The sequence below is a fragment of the Mesorhizobium hawassense genome, from assembly GCF_003289945.1.
GTDB classification, from domain to species: domain Bacteria; phylum Pseudomonadota; class Alphaproteobacteria; order Rhizobiales; family Rhizobiaceae; genus Mesorhizobium; species Mesorhizobium hawassense.
Genome location: NZ_QMBP01000003.1, coordinates 318,886 through 343,738, shown reverse-complemented (window position 1 = coordinate 343,738; position 24,853 = coordinate 318,886). Strand labels below are relative to the sequence as shown.

25 protein-coding genes and 1 pseudogene are annotated in these 24,853 nt (G+C 63.9%); 7 read left to right on the top strand and 19 right to left on the bottom strand.

Annotation, left to right across the window (positions count from 1 at the left end):
* Positions 1 to 8: 8 nt before the first annotated feature.
* From DPM33_RS08930 to DPM33_RS08905, 6 genes are all read right to left on the bottom strand, one after another.
* Positions 9 to 1,481 carry a nucleotidyltransferase family protein gene (locus DPM33_RS08930; protein ID WP_167449001.1) on the bottom strand — a complete coding sequence of 491 codons (1,473 nt, stop codon included), beginning with the start codon at positions 1,479 to 1,481 and terminating at the stop codon, positions 9 to 11.
* On the bottom strand, positions 1,481 to 2,158 hold the full coding sequence (locus tag DPM33_RS08925) for a glycosyltransferase family 2 protein (protein WP_112097289.1): 678 nt from the start codon (positions 2,156 to 2,158) through the stop codon (positions 1,481 to 1,483). The genes DPM33_RS08930 and DPM33_RS08925 overlap by 1 nt, the downstream gene beginning before the upstream one ends.
* Positions 2,158 to 2,910: a glycosyltransferase family 2 protein gene (locus DPM33_RS08920; RefSeq protein ID WP_112097035.1), complete on the bottom strand. Its 753-nt coding sequence runs from the start codon at positions 2,908 to 2,910 to the stop codon at positions 2,158 to 2,160. Before DPM33_RS08920 ends, DPM33_RS08925 begins: the two co-directional genes overlap by 1 nt.
* Before the next feature lie 64 nt (positions 2,911 to 2,974).
* Positions 2,975 to 3,727, bottom strand: coding sequence for a glycosyltransferase family 2 protein (locus DPM33_RS08915; protein WP_167449000.1), 753 nt, complete (start codon positions 3,725 to 3,727; stop codon positions 2,975 to 2,977).
* Positions 3,727 to 4,773, bottom strand: a complete 1,047-nt coding sequence (locus DPM33_RS08910) for a serine kinase (RefSeq protein ID WP_112097034.1) — start codon at positions 4,771 to 4,773, stop codon at positions 3,727 to 3,729. Before DPM33_RS08910 ends, DPM33_RS08915 begins: the two co-directional genes overlap by 1 nt.
* 37 nt (positions 4,774 to 4,810) lie before the next feature.
* Positions 4,811 to 5,239 (bottom strand): PqqD family protein, encoded by a 429-nt coding sequence (locus tag DPM33_RS08905; protein ID WP_112097287.1) that lies wholly within the window; start codon positions 5,237 to 5,239, stop codon positions 4,811 to 4,813.
* A gap of 607 nt (positions 5,240 to 5,846) precedes the next feature.
* Here DPM33_RS08905 and DPM33_RS08900 point away from each other — a divergent pair.
* Both DPM33_RS08900 and DPM33_RS08895 read left to right on the top strand, forming a co-directional pair.
* Positions 5,847 to 6,053: a DUF680 domain-containing protein gene (locus DPM33_RS08900; RefSeq protein ID WP_112097033.1), complete on the top strand. Its 207-nt coding sequence runs from the start codon at positions 5,847 to 5,849 to the stop codon at positions 6,051 to 6,053.
* 67 nt (positions 6,054 to 6,120) lie between these two features.
* A complete protein-coding gene (locus tag DPM33_RS08895; protein ID WP_112097032.1) occupies positions 6,121 to 6,351 on the top strand; it encodes a DUF680 domain-containing protein in 231 nt (76 codons plus the stop codon).
* Between the two features lie 74 nt (positions 6,352 to 6,425).
* On the opposite strand, the gene DPM33_RS08890 is transcribed toward DPM33_RS08895, so the two are convergent.
* From DPM33_RS08890 to DPM33_RS37390, 6 genes are all read right to left on the bottom strand, one after another.
* Positions 6,426 to 7,538: an ABC transporter ATP-binding protein gene (locus DPM33_RS08890; protein WP_112097031.1), complete on the bottom strand. Its 1,113-nt coding sequence runs from the start codon at positions 7,536 to 7,538 to the stop codon at positions 6,426 to 6,428.
* A 35-nt stretch (positions 7,539 to 7,573) separates the two neighbouring features.
* Positions 7,574 to 9,238 carry a beta-galactosidase BglA gene (bglA, locus tag DPM33_RS08885; RefSeq protein ID WP_112097030.1) on the bottom strand — a complete coding sequence of 555 codons (1,665 nt, stop codon included), beginning with the start codon at positions 9,236 to 9,238 and terminating at the stop codon, positions 7,574 to 7,576.
* A 4-nt stretch (positions 9,239 to 9,242) separates the two neighbouring features.
* Positions 9,243 to 10,397, bottom strand: a complete 1,155-nt coding sequence (locus tag DPM33_RS08880; RefSeq protein WP_112097029.1) for a carbohydrate ABC transporter permease — start codon at positions 10,395 to 10,397, stop codon at positions 9,243 to 9,245.
* Position 10,398: 1 nt separating this feature from the next.
* Positions 10,399 to 11,412 (bottom strand): carbohydrate ABC transporter permease, encoded by a 1,014-nt coding sequence (locus DPM33_RS08875; protein ID WP_112097028.1) that lies wholly within the window; start codon positions 11,410 to 11,412, stop codon positions 10,399 to 10,401.
* A 192-nt stretch (positions 11,413 to 11,604) separates the two neighbouring features.
* On the bottom strand, positions 11,605 to 12,960 hold the full coding sequence (locus tag DPM33_RS08870) for an ABC transporter substrate-binding protein (RefSeq protein ID WP_112097027.1): 1,356 nt from the start codon (positions 12,958 to 12,960) through the stop codon (positions 11,605 to 11,607).
* Between the two features lie 184 nt (positions 12,961 to 13,144).
* Positions 13,145 to 13,276, bottom strand: coding sequence for a hypothetical protein (locus DPM33_RS37390; RefSeq protein WP_281004789.1), 132 nt, complete (start codon positions 13,274 to 13,276; stop codon positions 13,145 to 13,147).
* A gap of 45 nt (positions 13,277 to 13,321) precedes the next feature.
* Between DPM33_RS37390 and DPM33_RS08865 the strand changes: the two genes are divergently transcribed.
* From DPM33_RS08865 to DPM33_RS36145, 5 genes and pseudogenes are all read left to right on the top strand, one after another.
* Entirely contained in the window at positions 13,322 to 14,344 is a 1,023-nt protein-coding gene (locus tag DPM33_RS08865; protein ID WP_112097026.1) for a LacI family DNA-binding transcriptional regulator, read from the top strand.
* A 146-nt stretch (positions 14,345 to 14,490) separates the two neighbouring features.
* Positions 14,491 to 15,837, top strand: a complete 1,347-nt coding sequence (locus DPM33_RS08860) for an NAD(P)/FAD-dependent oxidoreductase (protein ID WP_112097025.1) — start codon at positions 14,491 to 14,493, stop codon at positions 15,835 to 15,837.
* Positions 15,838 to 15,863: 26 nt separating this feature from the next.
* A pseudogene (locus DPM33_RS36885) lies at positions 15,864 to 16,140 on the top strand (transcriptional regulator); the annotation flags it as partial.
* 404 nt (positions 16,141 to 16,544) lie between these two features.
* Entirely contained in the window at positions 16,545 to 17,096 is a 552-nt protein-coding gene (locus DPM33_RS08850; RefSeq protein WP_112097024.1) for a hypothetical protein, read from the top strand.
* A 91-nt stretch (positions 17,097 to 17,187) separates the two neighbouring features.
* Complete coding sequence (locus DPM33_RS36145) at positions 17,188 to 17,358, top strand: hypothetical protein (RefSeq protein WP_167448999.1); 171 nt, start codon at positions 17,188 to 17,190, stop codon at positions 17,356 to 17,358.
* A 105-nt stretch (positions 17,359 to 17,463) separates the two neighbouring features.
* Here DPM33_RS36145 and DPM33_RS08845 read toward each other — a convergent pair whose 3' ends face one another.
* From DPM33_RS08845 to DPM33_RS08815, 7 genes are all read right to left on the bottom strand, one after another.
* Positions 17,464 to 18,924, bottom strand: a complete 1,461-nt coding sequence (locus tag DPM33_RS08845; RefSeq protein WP_112097023.1) for a S8 family serine peptidase — start codon at positions 18,922 to 18,924, stop codon at positions 17,464 to 17,466.
* A complete protein-coding gene (locus DPM33_RS08840; RefSeq protein WP_112097286.1) occupies positions 18,914 to 19,582 on the bottom strand; it encodes an anti-sigma factor in 669 nt (222 codons plus the stop codon). Before DPM33_RS08840 ends, DPM33_RS08845 begins: the two co-directional genes overlap by 11 nt.
* Positions 19,579 to 20,145 (bottom strand): sigma-70 family RNA polymerase sigma factor, encoded by a 567-nt coding sequence (locus DPM33_RS08835; RefSeq protein WP_112097022.1) that lies wholly within the window; start codon positions 20,143 to 20,145, stop codon positions 19,579 to 19,581. Before DPM33_RS08835 ends, DPM33_RS08840 begins: the two co-directional genes overlap by 4 nt.
* 273 nt (positions 20,146 to 20,418) lie before the next feature.
* The gene (locus DPM33_RS08830; RefSeq protein ID WP_112097021.1) at positions 20,419 to 21,258 is read right to left on the bottom strand and encodes an alkaline phosphatase family protein; all 840 of its coding nucleotides are present in this window, start codon (positions 21,256 to 21,258) and stop codon (positions 20,419 to 20,421) included.
* A gap of 137 nt (positions 21,259 to 21,395) precedes the next feature.
* Positions 21,396 to 23,051, bottom strand: a complete 1,656-nt coding sequence (locus DPM33_RS08825; RefSeq protein ID WP_112097020.1) for an ABC transporter ATP-binding protein — start codon at positions 23,049 to 23,051, stop codon at positions 21,396 to 21,398.
* Positions 23,051 to 23,875, bottom strand: coding sequence for an ABC transporter permease (locus DPM33_RS08820; RefSeq protein ID WP_112097019.1), 825 nt, complete (start codon positions 23,873 to 23,875; stop codon positions 23,051 to 23,053). The genes DPM33_RS08825 and DPM33_RS08820 overlap by 1 nt, the downstream gene beginning before the upstream one ends.
* Before the next feature lie 12 nt (positions 23,876 to 23,887).
* A complete protein-coding gene (locus DPM33_RS08815) occupies positions 23,888 to 24,847 on the bottom strand; it encodes an ABC transporter permease (RefSeq protein ID WP_112097018.1) in 960 nt (319 codons plus the stop codon).
* Positions 24,848 to 24,853 lie beyond the last annotated feature (6 nt).

The window sequence follows — 24,853 nt, the reverse complement described above, 5'->3', positions numbered from 1 at the left end:
GCCCCGTCTCAGCCGGTTCTGGAAAACTTTGCCGAAACGAGCTGGAAGGGCAGCGCGCCATAGGTGGCGACGGCCTGCTCATCGTCCCAGACACGGAACTGCCGTGACGGTCGCGCCTCCAGCACCAGGGGCCGCCCCGCATGGTCGAGCTTCACCCTGCCGCGAAAGCGCAGCACCCGCTCCCCACCGGATCGGCTGATCGCCATCGAGCGCAGCCGGGCGACATGCCGGTCGCCCGCATTGATTTCCATCTCGATGCGGCGCCGGACCGGCGGAACGGCGATGCGCACGATGAGATCGAGCATCAACTCGCCGGTATCGCCTTGCGGCTTGTCCAGGGTCTGCGAAAGCACGAACGCGGCAGGTTCGCCGGCCGCCTTTGCAGACATCGGCTTGCCGCGCCACACTATATCCCGCTCGGCCTGCTTCAGCCGGCCCTTCTTGCGCTGCAGGCGCAGTTGCTTGGCAAAGCCGCGAGACAGCCAGGTCAGTGCCCCGAAATCGGTGCGCGGCTTGGCCTGCAGGACGGACGACAGGCGCGCCGCGCCACGCCGGTCGGCCATCTCCACCACCTTGGCCAGGACGGCTTCCGGCACCGCGATGCCGATCTCCAGCGCCAGGTAGGAAAGCGCCACCGCCGCGGCGACGGCGAGACCGCGCCCGGCGACGATATCGAGGAATATGGTCCAGTCGACAGTGCCGCCTTGAATGGCCACGGTGCAATCGACGAGCCAGTCGCTGTGCGTATGCGCGTCGAGGCCGCCATGCGCGATGGCGAGCGCGATGCGGTCGGCCGGCGAAGGCACGACCACTTCGACGTCGCTGAATTCGGCGGCGATCGCGCGGCGCCAGATCGCGAGGTCGTCCTCGGCGTTCTGCTGCGAGCCGTCATAAGCGAGCTGGTGGAGGTCGATGTCGCCGTAATTCCCCTTGAAGAAATTCATCGAGCGCAGCGACGCCAGCCTTGTGCGCAGATACTGCGGCGAGACGCCGGTGGCGTTCTGCCAATCGCGGTCGCGCAGCACGTCGAAAGCCGGCTGCATATCCTGCGGCTGTACCAGGATATCGATGTCATGCGCCACGCGCCCGCGCTGCGCGGCGGCATCGAGCGCGATGCGGCTGGCGCCCTTGATCAGCATCACCGAACAGCCGGCGTCGACCATCGCTTTCAAGGTCGGCTCGGCCTCGCGCATGGCCATGCGCGACTTGGTCCACAGCATCTTCTGCAGGCCGACCAGGCGTGGATAGGCGGCGTGGCCGGCAAGCTTGCGTCCGAACCTGTCGGAAATCGCCGCCAGCAGCCGGTGTTCCCGGAAGGAGACATGGTCGATGTCGTTCTCGTTGAGCCAGTCCGCGGCGCAAAGGCGTGCCGCCTCCTCGTCGGGCAGAAGTGCCGCCTTGAGCAACTGGTCGAGCGATCCCGTTGGCCAGGACCAGCCATAGTCGGGAAAACGCCTGCCGATGCGACGGATCTTCGCCATCAGCTGGAACCGGCCTTGCTTTGCGCCCGCCGCAGCATGGCCAGGCGCGCCACTTCCAGGTAGCCGCGGTCGCGCGCGGTGTCTCTGCCATAGGACAGGCTGCCTGGCCTGATGCGCCGCAGCGCCAGGGTCTCGTCGAGCATGTCGAGGACAAAGCCGGCCTCGCGGGCCCGGGAGATCCAGTCGATCATCTCGCCGCGGCCGCCTGGCGGATCGACCATCGCCCCGATGCTCTGGGCCACCTCCTGGCGGATCAGCATCGTCGAACGCACCCAGCCGGCCACTGCGGTCGGAGCCATCGCGTCGGGTTCTCCATCGCGGAAACTGCGCATATGGGTGAAGACCCCGGACGTTGCGGGAAACCGTTCGAGATGGGCCAGCTGCGCCGCGATCTTTCCCGGCAGCCAAAGGTCGTCGGCATCGAGCGTGGCGATGAAGGGCGTCGACAGCGCGGCGATGCCGCGGTTGGTCGCGCTGCCCGGCCCGGTATTGTCCTGGCGCAAGAGCCTGAGCGGCAGGTCGATGCCGCTGACAGCGGCGGCGAGATCGTCGCTCGAGCCGTCGTCGACCACCACGACCAGTTCGGGCGGCAGCGTCTGCGCCGCCACCGATCGCAGCGTCTCCGCGATCGTTGCGCTGGCGTTGTAGGCCGGAATGACGACGCCGTATCTGCCCATCACATGAACCGCCAGTCAGCGAGCTTTTTCAATTCGAAGATGCCTTCGATGGGCCTCAGCGACGGGTCGGCCCTGCGGCGCTTCATCGATTTATAGACGGCGCGCAAGAATTCGCGCGACTGGACATCTTCCTGCCTTGTCATGTTGCCGGGATGCCGCCGGTAATAAAGCGCCAGCGTGTCCGGCAGCAGGTAGCGGGGGCCGACCTCGAAGCTGCGCAGCAGAAAGTCCGTATCCTCGGCCTGGATGAAATCCTCGTCGAAACCGCCGATCCGGTCGACCAGACGGCGCGAGAAGATCGCGGCCGAAAGATGAATGCCGCGAACGGTGATGCTGTTGCTGTCGGAGGTCGGCTCCAGCGTCTCCTCGTCGATCCTGTCGACCAGCATCATCCTGGAATAGGTGAGCTCGAGAGAGGGGTTTTTCCGGAAAAGGTCCACATCCGCCTCGAAGCGTCCGGCCGGCGAGATGTCGTCCGAATCGAGAAAGGACACCAGTTCCGTCTCCGGCCTGAGCTGCCTGAGCCCGCTGTTGCGCGCTCGGGTCACGCCCGCGTTTTCCTGCCGGAACAGCCGGATGCAAGGTGCCTCGTCCATCATCGCGCGCACGGCGTCAGTCGAGCCGTCGGTAGAGCCGTCATCGATCACGATGATGTCGAGATCGGCGGCATCGCGTTGCCGAAGCAGCGAACGCAGCGCCGCGCCGACATAGGCCTCGCGATTGTACACGGGCATGATGACGCTCAGCCGCATCCGCGACCTCAAAGAACCACCCAAGCCGATCCCCCATACGAGCTGATCCCATTGTGCCCGGGATTCACATCATTTGCCACTCGGGCGGGCTCTTCAGCTCGAAAATGCCCCGCACGGCGCTGAGCGACGGATCCGCCCGGCGACGCCGCATCGATTTGTGGATGGCCCTCAAATGATTGCGGACCCTGCTGGCATGCTCCCCGGTTAAATTGTCGGTATGCCGCCGGTAGTAGACGGCGACGCTGTCCAGCAGCTCATATGTCGGGCCGCTCTCGAACACGCGCAGCAGATAATCCGTGTCCTCGGCCTGTTCGAATTCCTCGTCGAAAAAACCGATGCGTTCGACGAGCGCGCGACTGAACAGGGCGGTCGTCAGCGAGATTCCGCGAAGCGTCATGGTGCGGCTGTCGGGTGTCGGCTCCAGCCTCTCGTCGTCGATCCGATCCGCCATGGTCATCAGCGAATAGGTGAGCTCGAGACCGGGGTCGGCCTCGAAGCGGGCAAGATCGGCCTTGAAGCGTCCGGCAAGTGAAATGTCGTCGGAATCGAGGAAGGACACGAAGCCGGCATCCGCCGGCAATTGCCGCAGCCCGGCATTGCGTGCCCTGGCGACGCCCAGATTGCGCTGCTGAAACAGGCGGATGCAAGGATGCTCGCGCATCACAAAACGCACCGCTTCGGCGGAGCCGTCGCTCGAGCCGTCATCGATGACGATGATGTCGAGGTCGGCGGCATCATGCTGCCTGACCAGCGAGCGCAATGCCGGCACGACGTAGCGTTCGCGGTTGAAGACAGGCATGATCACGCTCAGTTTCATCAAGCGGCCCGTGCGAGGAAATCCCGAATTGTGCCGGCGATCTCGTCGGGATGCGTTCCGAGGGAAAGCCTGTAGCAGGGCAGGAAGCGCGTGAGATCGCTGAAGAACCGAAAGCCGCTTTCCCGCTCGCCAGGCATCTGCGCGATGCCCGACGGCGCCAGCGCGATGATGGCGTCCTTGCGGGGCATCGGCTCGATCGAACTCGTCTTGCTGTCGCCGATATGTGGCACCATCAACGCAGAGATGTCCATGCTTGCACTTACCGGGCGAGGTGCGATCTCGCTAATGTGAAAGACGTGCTTGCCTTGCCAGTTGAGCGGCCGTCCGGTCCCCAACCGCCCTTCCAGGCCAAGCCGCGCGAACCCCCTGGGATCCTGCTTCAACGTCGAAAAAAGTGGCCGCGCCCTCACGCCCCCGTCGAGGTCGATCAGCACATAATCGTCGCCGACGCTGTCCAGGCCGTTCAGCAGGCCGGCAACGACGGTGCCCGATTTGCCCGCGCCCCCGGCGCCGGCCAGCAGCACGCCCTCGCCGCCGAGACCCAGCGTGCCGGCATGGGTAAGCCGCATGCCCCGTGCGGCGTATTCCCAATGCAGGAAAGCCCGTAACGGCGCGCCGGGCTCCCACGGCGGAAACGCGTCGGCCGACCGCATCAGCTGGACGCCGGCGCGCCGCTCGGGGTCGTAGACTTGCCAGAAATCCAGATCGTGAAAATGATGGCCGCGCAGCCCTGCTTCGGCGAGCTTTCGGGCAAAGCTGTGTTCGGTGAAGTGCGCATCGCCCCAGCTTGCCGGCTCCGGCATGCCGGCGATACCGGGATGACCGATGAAGATACGGCATTTGCGGATGTCCCGCCGATCGTCCTTGACTTCGATGAAGGCCTGGCCAAGGGCATCCGCAAGCACACCGGGGCCGAGATGCGCGAGCAATTCCAGCCCGGGCAGGCGGACGGTTCGCTGGATCGGAAACCGCTCGGGCGCGCTTTCAGCGGCGGCGATGAGAAACCGTGCGTAGTCCGGCAATGTCTCGAGCGTCACGCGTGGCATGGTTCGTTCCAGCCTGGCTCGGCCTGACCCAGGTCGCTCAGGAAACCTGCTTGACGGCCGGCCAGCCGAGCGGTTCCTCGACCTCGTGGATCGGGTCGACGATGATGAGGTCGGCGAGGTCGTCATGGACGCTGACATTGAGCGGCTCGCTCGCCGCCGCCAGCGCTGCCGGCAAATCATCGGATGACGGAAGCGGCGTTGCGCTGGAGGGCGCCAAAAGCCCGAACTCGACCAACTGCGCGATGAATGTCTCGATCGCGGCGGCGTCGATCGTCGCTGTGCCCGCGGCCGACTGGATCAGCGCTTCCGTGCCGACACCCGAGGACAGCGCCTGCCACACTTTGCTGCCGGAATCGGAAAAGCCGAAATACTTGCCGTTGGAGAGGTCGAGCACGACGGCTTCGCCGTCGAAGGATTCAAAAACGATATCCTTGCTTGCAATGGCGTAGACGTTGGAAAGAGGCATGCTCTCGACCCCGCTCTGCAACTCCAGCCGGCGGCTCTGCCGGCCGCATCATTGCCTGACCCCTGGACAACGCCTGTAAACACTCGGCTCCAGCTTGGCAAGGCGAGGCGGGCCGACGTCCTGTCGATCATTTTGGGAGAATCATCGCGATTCAGGCTTCGATTTCCACCGCCGACAATGGGGCGGCAGCGACTGTTTCGTGGCCTAAAGACGAGTCCGATTCCATCCCTCGAGCACGCCGAATCGACCATTCGACCGGGGTGGATTGGTTAACAGTATCGAAAAGTGACCATTAGGAGACTCTAAAGTCGAACCGAACGGTTCGTTTCTGTTGACGATGCGTGCAGGACGGTGTGAACATTGGCACCCCGATATATTTGGTGAGGCATCTGAGCGATACATATAAGATATTGATATTATTTAATTTTACCAGAGTTGTAGAAATGCGGAGCGCAATTTCAAGACGCAAAGACATGGTCCAGGCGGAAAAACTTCGTGATTGGAATCCGGCAGTCGGCTCACCCAAATCAGCGCTGTCCGAACGACGCGATTTCATTCCCGACACACGCCGATAGACGGACGGAATAAAGATACTGGAGTAGCAAAAATGAAAAAGATTGTTCTCACTGCCGCCGCCCTTCTGGCCATTTCCGGCAGCGCCTTCGCGGGTAGCGATAATTACAACTCGCAGGCTGCCAATCCGCCCGCCGCCACGGTTGACTCTTCCTACACGGCTTCGGTTCGCAAGGCGGAGCCGGCCGCGCAGGTTCCGGTCAAGACGGGCGCCGACCGCAACCTCTTCGGCAACAACTAACTGCCGATTTCGAACCGGCGGCGGCTCGCCCGTCGCATCGGTTCGACAAAATTCAGGAGTACCTAAAATGAAAAAGATCATTCTTGCCGCCACGGCCCTGATGGCCGTTTCCACGGCTGCTTTTGCCGGCAGCGACAACTACGACAACAGCGGCGTCAACCAGCCGGCTCCGGCCGTCGACACCACCCGCACGTCGTCGATTGGCACCGACTCGACGGTCTACAAGTTGCTGAACTCGGGCGACGCGCAGAAGTCGGCTCAGCAGGGCAGCGACCGCGACCACTTCGGCAATCGCTAACAGCCGACGTTGATTATAACAGGAGCGGCGGGCCAGGGCCCGCCGCTTTTCTTTGCGGTAGCGGCTCTGCGTGCTCAGGCCGCCTTGGCTTCCTCGCGATGCAAGGTGAAGGAGTGGCCGTCCGCGTCGAATATGTGCAGATCGCCAGCACCGGCGTTGAGCCGCAGGGTCTCGCCGCGCTTGACCTCGACATTGCCCGGCAGCTTGGCCACCAGCGGCAGGTCGGCGCGGCCGATATCGACATAGACGAGCTGAACCTCGCCAAGCTGCTCGATATAGTCGACCTTGCCTTCGAACAAAAAGTCCGTGCCGGTGGCGATCGCGAGATCTTCCGGCCGCACGCCGAAGCTCACCGCCGCGCCATTCGCCGAAGCCGGCGTCGCGATCGGCACCGTCGCCTTGCGGCCGCCGACATGGCTGACCACGGTCGGGTTGCCGGCCTTGTCGATCTTGGCCGGCAGGATGTTCATCGCCGGCGAGCCGATGAATTGGGCCACGAACAGATTGCCCGGCCGCTTGTAGAGCTCCATCGGCGTGCCGACCTGCTCGACAACACCTTCCTTCAGCACCACGATGCGGTCAGCCAGCGTCATCGCCTCGACCTGGTCGTGCGTGACGTAGATCATCGTCGTGTTCGGCATCGATTCCTTGAGCTTGGCGATCTCGATGCGGGTGGCGACGCGCAGGGCCGCGTCGAGGTTCGACAGCGGCTCGTCGAACAGGAACACCTTCGGATTGCGCACGATGGCGCGGCCGATGGCGACGCGCTGGCGCTGGCCGCCCGACATCGCCTTGGGCAGGCGGTCGAGATATTTGGTCAGCTGCAGGATCTCGGCCGCCTGGCGCACCCGCTTGTCGATCTCGGCCTTGCTTTCCTTGCCGATCTTCATCGAGAAGGCCATGTTGTCGTAGACGGTCATATGCGGATAGAGCGCATAGGACTGGAACACCATGGCGATGCCGCGCTTCGATGGCGGCACGTCGTTCACCAGTTCGCCGCCGATCTTGAGCTCACCCGAAGTGATCTCCTCCAGACCGGCGATCGACCGCAGCAGGGTCGACTTGCCGCAGCCCGATGGCCCGACGAAGACGATGAACTCGCCCGATTTGATGTCGAGGTCGATGCCGTGGAGAATGTTGAGGTTGCCGTATGATTTCTTCACCTGGTTGAGCGTGACATCGGCCATGGTTCTCTCCTCCCGTTGAGCTTTGTTTTGCAAGTTCAGTCGATGCGCCCGAACCAGGCGCCGTAACCGCCGAGGCGGACCGGCCCGCTGCCAGTCTGTCCCGAAAAGCCATGCCCGGGCAAGGGTTGCAGCGCGCCCTGGCCGAGATTGATCTCGACGGACTTGCCGCCGAGGTTGAAGGCGCAGGCGATCCGCTCATTGCCCTCGCGACGCGTGAAGGCGACGGTGTCGCCGTCGCTTTCGATGAAGTCGATGTCGCCCTTGGCCAGCGCCGGGTGCTGGCGCCGGAAGGCGAGGAAGCGGCGGTAATGCTCGAGCAGCGAGCTTGCGTCGCCCTGCTGCACGTTGACGGCCTGCGACAGGTGCTTGCCCGGCACCGGCAGCCAGGGCTTGGCGGCCGAGAAGCCGCCATTCCTGGCGGCCGCGTCCCAGACCATCGGCGTGCGGCAGCCGTCGCGCCCCTTGAATTCCGGCCAGAAGCGGATGCCGTAGGGATCCTGCAGGTCCTCGAATTTCAGCTCCGCTTCGCCAAGGCCGAGCTCTTCGCCCTGATAGATGCAAACCGAGCCGCGCAGCGACATCAACAGCGCCGAGATCACCTTGAGATAGGCGGTCGGATCAGCCTCTTTGGCGGCCCAGCGCGAGGCCACCCGCATCACGTCATGGTTCGAGAAGGCCCAGCATGACCAGCCGTCGCGGGCGACGGTGCCGAAGGCCTCCAGCACCGCGCGCACTTTCGCCGCGCTGATCTTCTCCGGCGCCAGGAAGTCGAAGGAATAGCACATATGCACGCGCTTGCCGTCGGCGGTGTAGGCGGCGACCACTTCGAGGCCGCGCTGGGAATCGCCGACCTCGCCTACCGCGGCCTGTGCCGGATATTCGTCGAGCAGCGCGCGGAAGCGTTCGAGGAAGCCGAGGTTTTCCGGCCGGCTCTTGTCGTAGATATGGTCTTGATAGTTGTAAGGGTTGACGGCGGGTGCGGTCTGGTCGTTGCGCTCTTCCGGCGGCAGCGGCGGGTTGTTTTCCAGCCCCTGGCTGTGGAAGTAGAAATTGATGGTGTCGAGGCGAAAACCGTCGACGCCGCGCTCCAGCCAGAAGCGGGTGATGTCGAGCAACGCGTCCTGGACTTCCTTGTTGTGGAAGTTGAGGTCCGGCTGTTCGGCCAGGAAATTGTGCATGTAATATTGCTGGCGGCTGGTGTCCCATTGCCAGGCCGAGCCGCCGAAGATCGACAGCCAGTTGTTGGGCGGCGTGCCGTCGGGCTTGGCGTCCGCCCACACATACCAGTCGGCTTTCGCGTTTGTGCGGTTGGACCGGCTTTCCTTGAACCAGGGGTGGATGTCGGCGGTGTGCGACAGCACCTCGTCGATCATCACCTTGAGCCCCAGACGGTGCGCTTCCGTCACCAGCGCATCGAAATCGGCCAGCGTCCCGAACATCGGATCGACATCGCAATAATCCGACACGTCGTAGCCGAAATCCTTCATCGGCGATTTGAAGAAGGGCGAGATCCAGATGGCGTCGACGCCGAGCGAGGCGATGTAGGGCAGGCGGCGCACGATGCCTTTCAGGTCGCCGATGCCGTCGTCGTTCGAGTCCTGATAGGAGCGCGGATAGATCTGGTAGATCACCGCGCCCCGCCACCAGTCGCGATCGATGGCGGGGTCGGGTCTCGAAGTCGCCTTCAAAGCCGATTGCATTATCTCAACCTCCTTTCACCGAGCCGGCAAGCAGCCCGCGGACGAAATAGCGCTGCAGCGAGAAGAACACGATCAGCGGCACGATGATGGTGATGAACGCCGATGTCGTCAGGATCTCCCAATTGCCGCCTCTCGAGCCGAGCAGCGCGTTGAGCTTGGCCGTCAGCACGATCTGGTCGGGTGCCGTACCGAGGAAAACCATCGCCACCAAGAGATCGTTCCATACCCACAGGAATTGGAAGATGGCGAAGGAGGCAAGCACCGGGAAGGACAGCGGCAGCACGATCTTGACGAAGATCTCGAAATCGCTGGCGCCGTCGATGCGCGCCGATTCCATGATCTCGCGCGGCAGGCCGGCGATATAGCTCCTGAGCAGGTAGATGGCGAAGGGCAGGCCGAAGCCGGTATGCGCCAGCCAGATGCCGAGGTAGGTTTTCGACGGCACGCCGAAGAACGTACCGACGCCGTTGTAGAGTTTGAGCAGTGGGATCAGCGACATCTGCAGCGGCACCACCAGCAGGCCGATGATGACCGCGATCAGCAGCGCCCTGCCGGGAAAACGCATCCAGGCCAGCGCGTAGGCGGCGAAGGCCGCGATCAGGATCGGGATGATCGTCGAGGGAATGGTCACCGTCAGCGAGTTCATGAAGGAGCGGCCGATGCCTTCCGAAAACAGCACGGCATCGTAGTTGTCCGTGGTGAATTTCGGCGGCGCCGATGACGCATAGTAGACACGCTGGCCACGGTCGCCTTCGAAGGCTTTCGGCGAAGCGAGCACGAAGCTGCCGTCGCCGTTGACCTGCAGCGACACCCCGTCGCCGAGATCGGCAGCCGTGCCGGCCTTGTACTGCGTCGGTGCCGCCGCCTTGGTGCCGAAGGCGCTGATCGCGCGCTTGGCGCCGTCGCCGAAGACGTTGCCCTCGATGACGTATTTGCCGTCCTTCTGGGTTTGCGCGGAAGCAGGCGGCAACCGGCCGGCCTCGGTCTGGCTGGAGCTCGAGAAGGAATTCCACCAGCCCGAGGCGATGATCTGGTCCTTGTCGCGCAGCGACGAGACCAGAATGCCGAGCGTCGGAATGGTCCAGATGACGACGAAGATCAGCACCGCGATATGAACGCCGAAGCGGTTGACGAAGGACTTTCCGGTGGACGCGGCCATCTCAATGCCCTCCCGTCTCTTTGTTGGCCTGGCGGATGTTCCAGACCATGATCGGAATGACCGCGATCATGATGATGATGGCGATCGTGGCGCCGCGGCCGAAATCGCCGCCGCCGCGGAACATCCAGTCGAACATCAGATTGGCCAGCACCTGGCTGTTCCACTGGCCGTTGGTCATGGTCAGAACGATGTCGAACACTTTCAGCACCAGGATGGTGATGGTGGTCCACACAACCGCGATCGTGCCCCAGATCTGCGGCACCATGATCTTCCAGAAAATCTGGAACGGGTTGGCGCCGTCGATCACGGCCGCTTCCAGCGTCTCTTCCGGAATGCCGCGCAGCGCCGACGACAGGATCACCATGGCAAAGCCGGTCTGGATCCAGATCAGGATGATCATCAGGAAGAAATTGTTCCAGAACGGCAGCGATATCCACACCTGCGGCTGGCCGCCGAAATACTGGATGATGGCGTTGAGCAGGCCGATCTGCACCTGGCCCTCGCCGCGATACTCGTAGATGAATTTCCAGATCACGCTGGCGCCGACGAAGGAGATCGCCAGCGGCAGGAAGATCAGGCTCTTGGCGATCGTGCCCCACCAGATCTTGTCGGTGAGCACGGCGATGATCAGGCCGAGGAAGGTGCAGGCCGCCGGCACCACCGCCAGCCACAGGATGTTGTTGAAGATCGAATTGCGGAAATCATGGTCGCCGAGCGCCCATTGGTAATTGGCGAGGCCGACGAAATGCTCGCCGCCGCGGTCGAGGAAGGAAAGCCGCAGCGTCTCGATCACCGGATAGATCAGATAGATCGTCAGGATGATCATCGCCGGGCCGACGAACAGCCACGGCCGCACCAGGCCCTGACGGCGCAGATTGTCGACGGCGGCGCTGCCGGAGACGCCGCGCGACGGGAAGACGAGATCGAGCAGTTTGTTGGCGCCCCAGAAATAGGCGACACAGCCGCCGACGCCGATGATGATGACGAATATGGCCGAGAAAATCTGAGCCGCCATGGGTCCCTCTCCCTGCGCATAGCCGGCCAGGCAATGCTGGCGGCCGCATGCACCGACTTTCGAGTTGTTCGGAACAATGAGACGCGAAGGCTTTCCGGCGTGCGCCGCCGGTCGGACCCGGGCCGTAGCCCGGATCCAGGTGGAGGATGAGGAAAGTCTCAGGCCGCGCGCGGCGGCCTGTTTGCCAGATGCCTACTTGATGGCGTCCCAGCTCTTCTGGATGTCGGCCGCGACGTCCTGGGCGGACTTGCCGCCGACCAGGTCGATCATGCCGGTCCAGAAGGAGCCTGCGCCGACCTTGCCGGGCATCAGGTCCGAGCCGTCGAAGCGCACCGTGGTGGCCCCGACCAGGATCTCGCCCTGCTTCTTCAGCGCGTCGCTGCCATAGGCATCCTTGTTGGCTGCCTTGAAGGGGGTGACGAAGCTCTTCTGCGCCATCCACAATTCATGCGCGAGCGGCATCTGCAGGAACTTGATGAACTCACGCGAAGCCTTGGAATCCTTGGTGATCATCACCAGCGTTCCGGCCACTTCCAACGGCGTGCCAAGTTCCGGCTTGGAGGCGTAGGGCGGGTAGGGGAAGAAGTCCGCATCCTGGCCGAGCTTCACGTTCTCCGGGAAGAAGGAAGGAATGAACGATGCCTGATGGTGCATGTAGCACTTGGGCGGCACGGTGAAGAGGCCTTTCGGGCTGTCGCGGAAGTCGGTCGCCGCGACGGCCTTGGCGCCGCCGTCGACCATCTTGTCGTCGGTTGCGATCTTGCCGAAGATGTCGAGGGCGTTGACCACGGCCGGATCGGTGAACGGGATCTCGTTCTTCGTCCATTTGTCGTAGACTTCCGGCGGCTGCGTGCGCAGCATGATGTCCTCGACCCAGTCGGTCGCCGGCCAGCCGGTGGCGCCGCCCGAACCCAGTCCGATGCACCATGGCTTGCCGCCGTCGGCGATGATCTTCTTCTCGAGGTCGGCCAGTTCTTCCTGGGTCTTTGGAACTTTGTAACCCGCCTCCTCGAAATTGTCGGGCGAGTACCAGACCAGGCCCTTCACGTCAATCTTGTAGGGAAAGGCATAGAAGCCCTGCTTGCCGTCCTTGCCCGTATAGGTGCCGAGCTTGGCCCAGGAGTCGCCGGCAGCGTAGTTTTCCTTGATCCAGGCGGCGACGTCGTCGCCCAGCGGGGTCAGCACACCCTTGGAAGCAAGGTCCTGGATCAGTCCCGGTTGCGGCAGGACGGCGATGTTGGGCGGGCTGCCGGCCTGTGTGTCGATGACGATCTGCTGTTCATAATTCTCGGACGAGGAGTATTTGACCTCGGCGCCGGTCGCTTCCTGGAAATAGTCGAGCACCGAACGGACGAGCGTCTCATCCTCGCCGCGCCACGGACCGAAGATGGTCAGCGTTTCGCCCTTGAGGTCGACCTTCTTCAGGTCGTCGTAATTCGCCCAGTGAAACTTCGAATCCTCACCCGGCTTGAATTTCAATTCGGCATGTGCCGGCAGGCCAAGGGTGAGCGCGGCGAACGCGGCACCCAAGAGAAGCATCTTCTTCATCGCATTCCTCCCAGTGGTGAAACAGTTGGGACGAGACCTCCAATCTCGTCCGCCGACGCCCACGGAACTGTGACTCAGCGAGAAGGCAACCGCAACCTTTCGAAGAGTGCTCCAAAGCGCTTTGGCTGTTTTGATCTCGCCACTGAATCGCGCGGAAGTCAAGAGGCTCACTTAGCTAATCGATTTAAAAGTTCGCCGAGGTCGTCAAATTACTGCGTTGCAGCATGTTTTTTTGGCGATGCAGCAGCAATTTTGCTTCAAACTGCTCGGAAGCGGCTCTAAGGTCGATGCAGCCGGCGACGATCGCCGCAATCATCGGATCGATTAAAATTTAAAGCGCTTTGAGGCTGGAGGGCCTCCGATGAACCTCAAGCAACTCTCGCATATGCTGTCGCTCTCGCAGACCACGGTGAGCCGGGCGCTGAACGGCTACCCCGAGGTCAGCGAGGAAACGCGGCGCCGCGTGATGGACGCCGCCAAGCGCCACGGCTATCGGCCGAACCCGTCGGCGCGACGCCTGGCCACCGGCAAGTCGGGCATGATCGGCTATGTGCTGCCCACCGGCAACGCCGTCGACATCGATCCGCACTTCGTCGAATTCCTCTCCGGCCTCGGCGACTATGCCCGTTCGCACGAGCTCGATCTCGTGCTCTCGCCGGCCGATGCCGACGACGAAGAGACGACCTATCGGCGCATCGTCGCCAACCGCCAGGTCGATGCCGTCTATATTTCCTCGCCGCGTCCGGCCGACCGGCGGCTGGCGCTGGTCAATACGCTGGGCATCCCCTTCATCGTCCATGGCCGCAGCGAAGGCTTCGGCTTCGACTACTCCTATCTCGACATCGACAATGAGGGCGCATTTCACGAGGCGGCGCGCCTGCTCCTCCAGCTCGGCCACAAGCGGCTGGCGCTGATCAACGGCGACGACCGCGAGACCTTCGCCATCCATCGCGAGCGCGGCATGCGCCGGGCGCTTGCCGCCAGCGGCCTGACGCTGGGCGAGCGCCATATCTGCTCAGTGACCATGACCGAGGAGAACGGCTACCGCGCCGCCCGCCGCCTGCTCGAGGACAGCGAGCCGCCGACGGCGATCGCCTGCTCCAGCCTGATCATGGCGCTCGGCGTCGTGCGCGCCGTGCGCGACCTCGGCCTGACCATTCCTGGCGACCTGTCGCTGGTCGCCCATGACGACGTCTTCCCCTGGTTGCGGCCGGAGAATTTCCCGGTGCCGCTGTCGACCACGCGCTCCTCGATCCGCCTCGCCGGCGCCCGCGTCGCCGAACGCCTGGCGGCCCGGATATCGGGGCTGGAAGAGGGCGCGCGCGGCGAAGTCTGGCCGGTCGATCTGGTGGTCAGGGGGTCGGTCGCTGGGGCGCCGGCATAGGTCAAGACCCAACAGCGTCGCCGGCCGCCTCCTTCCTCATGGGCCGCGTTACTCTCGTGGGACAACGGTCCGCCTGCACCTGCTCCTGATTTTGGAAAGTGGCAACGGGTAAGCCAGAACCGTCAACCAGTCCTCAGGGGTGTCATTTGCCCGTATTCCCGTTCACCGAGGCGGATCCGATCCGGCACCCCGGCCCGCCGCCGAAGACCTCGGCGGTGGTGATTGTCGGTGGCGGCATTATCGGCGTGACGACGGCCCTTTTCCTTGCCTCCCGGAACATCCCGGTGACGCTGCTGGAAAAAGGCCGCGTCGCGGCCGAACAGTCTTCCCGAAACTGGGGTTGGATCAGAAAGCAGGGACGAGACGCCGATGAACTGCCGATCGTCATCGAGGCCATTCGCCTGTGGCGACAACTGGCCGAGGAAAGCGGCGAGGACATCGGGCTCACCCAGACGGGCGTGACCTATCTGGCGAACGCCGACAAGGACATGGCCGGCTTCGAGGCGTTCATGAAGATCGCCGCGACCCATGACCTCGACACGCGTCTCCTGGATGCGGACGAAACCGCCAAACTGATCAGCGGCATGTCGCGCAGGTTCAAGGGCGCGATGACGACGCCCTCAGATATGCGCGCGGAACCTTGGTTGGCGGTGCCTGCGCTGGCGCGGCTTGCCGTGCGAAAGGGCGCCAGAATAATTGAGAATTGCGCGGCGCGAACCCTCGACATCGCGGCCGGCAGGATCAAGGGCGTGTGGACCGAGGCCGGATATATAGAGACATCCACCGTGCTGGTCGCGGGCGGCGTCTGGTCGTCCCTGTTCCTGGCGAGGCATGGCGTCTCCATCCCGCAGCTCAGCGTCCGAGTAACCGTGGCCGCAACGGAGCCCCTGCCCGAAATCTATGCAGGCGCGGCCGCCGACGATCACATCGCTTTCAGGCGCAGACAGGATTGCGGATACACGCTCGCGGGAGGCGGCAGCCACTTGCTTTACCTGGGGCCTGACGCCTTCCGCCACGCCATCAAATATATTCCCGCCCTCAGGAACGATCCGTTCGGAGCGCGCTATTTCCCGTTCGCTCCGTCAGGCTATCCGGATGGCTGGTCGACGCCGCGCGATTGGGCGCCGGATTCCACGAGTCCTTTCGAAAGAATGCGGGTGCTCAACCCGGCCCCTGAACCGGTGCGGCTGCGCGCGATAGAACGCAATTTCAAACAGCTCTTTCCACAGTTCGAGAAAGCTCGCTTGAAGGTCGGCTGGGGCGGCATGATCGACGCCATGCCAGACGTCGTCCCCGTCATGGACCGAGTCCGGGCGGTCGGCGGTCTCTTCGTCGCGACCGGAATGAGCGGCCACGGCTTCGGAATCGGGCCCGGCATAGGCCGCGTCGTCTCCGACATGATCCAGGGAAACGACATCGGGCACGATCTCAGCCGCTTCCGGCTGCAGCGCTTCTACGATGGCAGCCCTGTCCGGTTGGGGCCGGCCCTGTAAGCGCATGTGGCCGAGGATCGCCGGCAGTGTACGCCCCGCGCGACTCTAGCTTAACCATCCCGGGCGGTCTCTCGCTGGTCGCCTTTGACGATGTCTTCCCCTGGCTGCGGCCGCAGAGTTTTCCGGTGCCGCTGCCGAGGACGCGGTCCTCGATCCGGCTTGCCGGCGCGCGTGGCCGAGCGGCTGGCGGCACGGGTATCGGGGCTGGAAGAGGGTGCACGCGACGAGGTCTGGCCGGTCGATCTGGTGGTGCGAGGATCGGTGGCCGCACGCCAGTCTAAGCGTCAATACCAACTACGGTGAACCGAGTTCGACCTATCGTGGTCGTTTGGCCGTCTGAAACTTGCCATTTGTTCGGCTCCACGGGAGCCGCAAAAGAGGGTCGGAAGCGGGCGGCCGCCTAGCTTGGCTGGACCATGAAGCGAGAAAGCCGGGATGGAAAAAGCGCAGGCGGCCTCGGAGTATCAGTTTAGCTTGTTTTTGAGCTGAGTATATTTTTGCAATTTCCCGCGCTCGACACCTGTCAAGCGCGAAATAGCGCGGAAAATTCGGCTGACGGGCAATTAATCGCGCTTGAAGGTGCGAAGCCACTGATTTCCCGCGCTCATTTAGGAACATGAGTCATTTAACGCGCTTGCGCTTTTCGCAGTTGGCGTCAGAATCGGCACAGTAGCGGGTGACTCCCACACCTGCTTAGGAGCTAGAAGATGGAACAGAAACAGACCAAGCGCCACGTCGGCCGACCCGCCGGTAGCGGCATGATAGATGATGACCCGCCTCTCATCCGCGTAGCCGAGATCCTGCTCGACCAGCCGCAGATGAAGCCCACCACCGCGATGCGGAAAGTGCTGCGCACCATGCCACCCACCACCGAAGAAGGTGATCGAACCATTTTGCGGCGCTGGCAGTCTCGCTGGAGGGTTGGGTCGGCACGCTATACCGAGAAGGCCAAGGCGAAGCGGCAACCCTCGGTCACCGTGCGTCGCTCAGCTTCAGGCGGCGGCTATCGCGGCTTTAGTGCGATGGATCGCGTGCTGGAGACGTTCCGTAAGGCCGACGCTGTCGCCGACTCCTTTCGCAAGGCGGAGGAAATGGCGAAGCTTTATGATCCAGCTCGGATGTCCACTTTTCAGAAGGCTGTAATGGGCTATATCGACTCGCCGCTCTACAAGGCGATGCAGGAACCCGAGTTCATGCGACGCATCCGCGAGCAGCAGGAGATGATCGAGCGGATGTTCCCAAAGGGAATCGGCTTCTAGTCAGGCGGCACGCATCGCCTGCAAAAACGTAACACGGAATACAAAGGGTTAGGCTCAACTCGCAAAATCGGCGGGAGGAGGCGAAGAGGCTATGGACAAAATCAGCGTGGATTTCTGGGGCTTCGCCATCGCTGCGGAGGGCTTCTATGGCGTGCTCGCCGCCTCAGGACTGGTGCTGGCGATCATCCTCGTCCTGCGGTTCGGGAGGCGGCAGCCTGTTCCTATGGCAACAAGGACGTCAATCAAAAGCAACGCCGAGTGATCACCAGCCCAGGAGCGGCCAGTCCGCTGCCCACCCATTACGGCCATCGGTGGCGCCAGCTGATTGAGTTTCGACTATAAACGCAGAAGCGTTTAGGCGTCAGACCTATTCCTTCGCCGCTTCCGCCGCCTTGATGTCCAGCAACCCATAACCAAAATCATTGTCCCGTCCCTTAGGCCCAAGATCCTTGGCGGTTGCCGCGAGCGCCTTCTCGATGTCGTCGGCCGTGCGATCCGGCGCGGCATGGATCAGGTTGGCAATGGCGCCGCTGACGATTGCGGCGGCAAAGGACGTCCCGGTCACCACGTCGGAGCCGGCGCCGCTCGGCGCCAACATTTCGACGCCCGGCGCGGAGATGAAGACATAGGCGCCGCGATTGGCCTGCGGCATCAAGCCGTCCTTGGCGTCGGTGGCGGTCACCGCGATGACGCCGTCGAAGGCGGCCGGGTAGCCATAGGGTGCTTTCGGCCCGTTATTGCCGGCCGCGGCCACCAGCACGATGCCCATCGCGCGAGCATTGCGGCAGGCTGTGCCGAGCAGGTCGTTCTTCGGGCCGACGAAGCTCATATTGATGATGCGCACGTCTTGGCTTGCCGCCCAGTCGAGCGCCGACAGGATGACGTCCATGGTCGACTTGCCGCCTTCGAAGGCGCGCGCGTGAAAAATCCTGGCGCCCGGCGCCATGCCTTCCAGCCCGCCGACGCCGGCGATCAGCCCGTCGACCGAGGTGCCGTGGTCGCGCTTCTCGATCGGCACGTTGGGCATGGCGTCATATTGCTCGGCGATCACGCCCTTCAGCGCCGGGTTGGTATCGTCGATGCCGGTGTCGATGACGGCGATGCGCACATTCTCGCCGCTCGCCTGTTTCGAATCGAGCGCGATGCGGTCGAAGGCATAGTTCACGATGCCGGCTGCCTGCTGCAGCGTGTAGATATGGTTGGGCTCGCGCCGCTGTGTGCGCCCGTCGGCGGCAAGCTGCGCCAGCACCACGCCGACGGGCCGTCCGTCGGTGATGCCGAAACGCACCAGCGTGGTGCCGAGCAGCCGCGACTGGCGCTGCGAGCGCACCTGCAGGCCGAAGGAATTGGCGATCTGCTGCACCACGCCGGCATCGCCGTCGACCGTCACCAGCACTTCGTCGGGCACGAATTCGCCGGTGATCGCGCGCGGCGGCTCGGCCAAATTGAGGCCTTGCGGCACCGTGACCGGCCCGCTCGGCGTTAGCGGAGGTGTCGGCGTGTTGGCGGAGCCGTTCGATGACGATGTTCCGCCGGACGGCGCGGGCGTTTGCGGGCCGGCGCCCGCGGGCGGGTTCGGGAACAGGTCGACGATCAGCGCCGGCAGGAACACTGCGCTACCCGTGGCCGCGCCGTTGCCCGGCCCACCACCGTTGCCCTTGGCGCCGCCGTCCTTGTCGCAGCCCGCACCCGCCGCGTTCGTGCGGTCCAGGCAGTCGGCCTGCTTTTGCGTCAGGTTCGGATCGTTGGTCTGCGCAAACGCAGGCGCGGCGACAAATGCCGCCGCAGCGAGGAGCGCCACATGCAAAATGACCGCTTTAGCCGCCATCGGCTGGTTTCCTTCCCTGGATCACAGCATCCGCGAAAGGCTGGGCGGCAACAAGGCCGACAATCCGGTCGTAGTCGGCCGCCGTGCTGGCCGGGATCGTCAGGTGGAAGACGCCGTCGGCGGTCGGCCCGCCGGCGATCTTCAACCCGTTCTGGCCGAGGAAGGCGGCGATGTCGGCCATCCTGGCGTCCGGCTTGAACTTGACCAGGGCGAAAGGCAGCTTCGCCAGATCGTCCTGGGCGCCGGCCACCTCGAAGTCGTTGCCCTCGCCGCCCGGCTGTTCGAAGGACTGCACGAGGACGAGTGCGAGCAACGCCGCGGCAGCCGCCCAGGCGACGCCGGCCGGCATGGCCGTCACCCGGCCGAAAACCTTGGCGAGCCAGGACTGGCCAGCCGGCGCGCGCGCCGGACCCGCTTCAGCGTCGAGCGCCTTGGCGAAGCGCGACAGCGCATCGGCCGGCGGCCGGATCGCCTCGTTGGCGGCGGCGGTGCCGGAGAATTCGGCTTCCGCCTCGCCAAGTGCGGCAAGCGCCGCCGGATCGGTGGCCAGCCATTCCTCGACGGCCTCCAGCTCGGCGCCTTCCAGCGAGCCGTTCAGGTAGAACGGCAGCAGCGTCTCCATCTCGTCGCGGCGCGACATCTTTTCAGCGGCGCTCATGGCCACCCCCTGTCGTAACCGGCGGCTTTGAGCGCTTCGCCGAGTTTCTTGCGGGCGTAGAACATCCTGGTCTTGACGGTCGCGACCGGAATCTCGAGCACCTCGCCGATCTCGGTCACCGACTGCCCATGGTAATAGGCCAGGTCGATCACCGTGCGGTGTTCTTCCGGCAAGGCATCGACGAAGCGGCGCAAGGCGGCGGCCTTGTCCTCCTTCATGGTGACGACTTCCGGCGTGTCGGCGCCGTCGGGAACTTGCGCCGCGTCGTCGTCGTCGATCCAGTCTTCCTTCTTCTTGCGCAGCATCGACAGCGCCTTGAAGCGGGCTATGCCGAGCAGCCACGTGGAAACTTCAGAACGCCCCTCGAAGCTGGGCGCCTGTTTCCACAGCTCCAGGAAAACCTCGTTTGCGATATCGTCGGCCATCATTTCCGATCCCGTCTGGCGCGCCACGAAGCGGTAGATCCGCGCGTGGTGACGCATGAACAGGAGCCGAACGGCGGCCCGGTCGCCCTTTGCGACCCGGTCTACAAGCGCGCGATCGGTTTCCGTCGCCGCGTTCATGGCCGGTCGAGCCGCCTGGCTCCTCGTAGCTCTGTCGCTGATCGGTCCAAAAAGGTTCACCCTCCGCCAAGGATTCTTTGGAGGCTAACCGAAGAGCGGGGAGGTTGCCAGAGGAGCGCTTTTCCTTCTCCCCTTGTGGGAGAAGGTGGATCGGCGCGATAGCGCCGAGACGGATGAGGGGTGTTCCAGCGGAGTGAGACGCTGGCTTTCCCTGGAGCACCCCTCATCCGTCGCCTTCGGCGACACCTTCTCCCACAAGGGGAGAAGGGGGAGCTAAACCAAAAACACCTTCGCCTTCATCGTCTCGGGTATCGCCACGCCGAGCCGGCTCAGCACCGTCGGCGCCAGCTGCAACTGGTCGAGCAGCGTGTCGGCCTCGGGGCCTTTGGCGGGGCCGAAATAATAGAGCGCGAAATCCTGCATCTCGTCATCGTGCCCACCGTGATGGCCGCGGTCGGTCTGGCCGTGGTCGGCGGTGACGATCACCTCGTAGCCGGCTTGGAGCCACAGAGGCAGGAAGGCGGCCAGCATGCCGTCCATGGCATAGCAGGCATGATCCATCTCGATGCAGTCATGGCCGAAGCGGTGGCCCATGGAATCCAGCGTGCAGGTGTGCAGGATGCCGTAATCGATGCCGTGGCGCCTGGACAGCATGGTCAGCGTCGCGAACAGGTCGACGTCGCTCGGCGTCATCTGGTTCTTGAGATTGTAGCCGGTCATGCTGTGGAAGCGGCCATGAGTGATCGGCCCGCTTGGATCGTCGAACTCCAAGTCCTCGACGAGGTCGAACGGGTAGCCGCGGAAGAATTCCGACCAGTAGGAATGGGTCACGGCGCCGGTCTTGCCACCAGCCTTGCTGACCTCCGAGAAAATATCCGGCTGGGTGACGCGAAAGCGGTTTTCGTTGGAAAGGATACCATGCACCTGCGGCGTGACGCCGGTATGGATCGAGGCGTAGCAGCAGGCCGAGGTCGACGGCAGCACCGAGCGCATCTTCCAGACCTGCGCTTCGCCCGACTGCGCCCAGCCTTCGAGATTGCCCATCAGCCGGCGCCAGTTCCGGTAGGGCACGCCGTCGAGGACGATGAGCAGCAGTTTGGATTTGAGCGCCACGCCAGCTTCCTATGATTGCCAGAAACGAAAGCGCCGCGTGTCGCGCGGACACGCGGCGCTTGTAAAGCACTAGCCTGTTGTCAGGCGTTCAGCCAGCACTCGCCGAGCGCGTAGCCGTCCGCAATGGTTCTGGCAGGTCAGTTGCCGGCGCTCGCCATGCGACGGCCCGAAATCGCCTTCTCCAGCCAGCCTATCTCCATCTCGGGGACGGAGGACAAGAGCAGGTCCGTATAGGCATCGAAGGGTGGCGTCAGCACCTTGCTTTTGGAGCCGTAGCGCACCACCTCGCCGCGATACATCACCGCGATGGAATCGGCGATCGACTTCACCGTCGCCAGATCATGGGTGATGAACAGATAGGCGACCTTTTCGTGCTGCTGCAGATTGAGCAGGAGCTTGAGGATGCCGTTGGCGACCAGCGGGTCGAGCGCCGATGTCACCTCGTCGCAGATGATCAGCTTCGGCTTGGCGGCGAGCGAGCGGGCGATGCAGACGCGCTGCTTCTGGCCGCCGGACAGTTCTGCCGGGTAGCGGTCGATGAAGCCCTTGCCCATCTCGATCTCGTCGAGCAGCTCGTTGACGCGTTTGTCGCGCTCGCGGCCTTTCATGCCGAAATAGAATTCCAGCGGACGGCCGATGATGGTGCCGACCGTCTGGCGCGGATTCATCGCCACGTCGGCCATCTGGTAGATCATCTGCAGCTGGCGCAGGTCTTCCTTCGGCCGGTCGGAGAGCTTGTTGCCAAGCGTGCGGCCGTCGAAGACGACGCTGCCCTGCTCCGGCGGCAACAGGCCGGTGATGGCGCGCGCCAGCGTCGACTTGCCGGAGCCGCTTTCGCCCACCACGGCCAGCGTCTGGCCTGGAAAGATGTCGACCGAAACGTTCTTCAGCACCTTGACGTGGCCGCCGCCATAGGCGGCCGTCACATTCTTCACCGACAGCATCGGCGCCGTGCCGGGCTGCTGCTCGCGATGCTCGATCTCGTGCACCGAAACCAGCGCGTTGGTGTATTCTTGGCGCGGTTCCTTGATGATCTGCCTTGTGCCACCCCATTCGACCAGCCGGCCATGGCGCAGCACCATGATCTCGTCCGACACCTGGGCGACGACGGCGAGGTCGTGGGTGATGTACAAAGCCGCCACATGCGTGTCGCGGATGGCGTCCTTGATCGCCGCCAGCACGTCGATCTGCGTCGTCACGTCGAGCGCCGTGGTCGGCTCGTCGAAGACGATCAGGTCGGGCTCCGAGCACAGCGCCATCGCCGTCATCACGCGCTGCAGCTGGCCGCCGGAGACCTGGTGCGGGAAGCGCTCGCCGATGGTTTCGGGGTTGGGCAGGCTGAGCTTCTTGAACAACGCGACGGCGCGCTTCTCGGCTTCGGCCCGGGTCGCGGTGCCATGCAGCAGCGACGCTTCTACCACCTGGTCCATCAGCCGGTGCGCCGGATTGAAGGCGGCGGCCGCCGACTGCGCGACATAGCAGACCTCGCGTCCACGCAATTTGCGGAAGCCTTCCTTGCCGCCCTTCAATATGTCGCGGCCGTTGAGGATGACCTCGCCGCCGGTGATGCGCACGCCGCCGCGGCCGTAGCCCATGGACGACAGGCCGATGGTCGACTTGCCGGCGCCGGATTCGCCGATCAGGCCGAGCACCTTGCCCTTTTCCAAGGTCAGCGAGACGTCGTGGACCAGCGTGATCGTCTTCGGCGCCTCGCCCGGTGGATAGACCGTCGCCTCGATGCGCAGGTTGCGGATGTCGAGGAGCAGGCCCGACTTTGCTTTGCCGTCGGCCATCAGCCGCGCCCTCCCTTCAGGCTGGTCGTGCGGTTGAGCACCCAGTCGGCCACGAGATTGACCGAGATTGCCAGCGCCGCGATCGCCGCGGCCGGGATCAGCGCCGCCGGAATGCCGAACACGATGCCGTCCTTGTTCTCCTTCACCATGCCGCCCCAGTCGGCATCCGGCGGCTGCACGCCAAGGCCGAGGAAGGACAGCGTCGACAGGAACAGCACCGCATAGATGAAGCGCAGGCCGAGTTCCGAGACCAGCGGCGACAGCGCATTGGGCAGGATCTCGCGGAAGATGATCCAGCCGCTGCCTTCGCCGCGCAGCTTCGCCGCCTCGACATAATCCATGACGTTGATGTCGACCGCCACCGCGCGCGACAGCCGGTAGACGCGGGTCGAATCGAGGATGCCCATCACCAGGATCAGCGTCACCAGGTTGGACGGCAGCACCGAAAGCACCACCAGACCCATGATCAGCGTCGGGATCGACATCAGAAGGTCGACGAGGCGCGAGAGCAGTGTGTCGTACCAGCCGCCGAACACCGCCGCCGAAAAGCCGAGGATGGCGCCGAGCGAGAAAGACAGTGCCGTCGCCAGCACGGCGATGAACAGCGTGATGCGAGCGCCGTAGATCATGCGCGACAGCAGATCGCGACCGAGGTTGTCGGTGCCAAGCCAATGGGCGGCCGACATCGGCTCCCAGACGTCGCCGACGATCTCGGCGTTGCCGTGCGGCGCGATCAAGGGCGCGAAGACGGCCATCAGCACGAACAGGCTCGTCAGCACCAGGCCGATCAGGGACGCGATGGGGATGCGTCTGATATCGAGCATATCGGCCGCCCCCTATTTCGGATGTCTGAGTCGCGGATTGGCGACGATCGCCGCAATGTCCGCGATGATGTTGAGGGTGATATAGACGGCGGCGAAGATCAGGCCGACCGCCTGTACGACCGGCACGTCGCGCTTGGTGACGTGGTCGACGAGATATTGCCCCATGCCCGGATAGACGAAGATCACCTCGACCACGACGACGCCGACCACCAGATAGGCGAGGTTCAGCATGACGACGTTGATGATCGGCGCGATCGCGTTCGGGAACGCGTGCTTGCGAATGACGGCGAAGGCCGAAAGGCCCTTGAGCTCCGCCGTCTCGACATAGGCCGACTGCATGACGTTGAGGATCGCCGCGCGTGTCATGCGCATCATATGGGCGAGCACCACCAGCGTCAGCGCCGCGGCCGGCAGCGCGATCGCCTGCATGCGCTCGCCGAACGACATCTCGTCATAGACGGTCGAGATCGCCGGAAACCATTGGTGCTGGACCGCGAAGTAGAAGACCAGCAGATAACCGATGAAGAACTCCGGGAAGGAGGTCGAGGCGAGCGCCACGCCGGAGATCAGCTTGTCGACCCAGCCGTTGCGGTAGCGCACCGCGATCAGACCCAGCGTGATCGCCAGCGGGATGGCCACGATCGCTGCCCAGAAGGCCAGGAACAGCGTGTTCCACAGCCGCGACTTGATCGACGTCGCGATGTCCTGCCCGCTCGACATGGCTGTACCGAGGTCGCCGGTCAGCACGCCGCCCAGCCAATGCAAATAGCGGATATAGGCAGGCTGGTTGAGCCCGAGCTGCTCGCGCAGGTTGGCGAGCGACTCCGGCGTCGCCGATTGTCCCAGAATGGCTTGCGCGACGTCGCCGGGCAGGATCTGCGTGCCGGCGAAGATCAGGACCGAAACGGCCAACAGAAGGACGACGCCCAGCGCAATGCGCTGGGCCACCAGTTTCACGATGGGTGAGGACATCTCCGC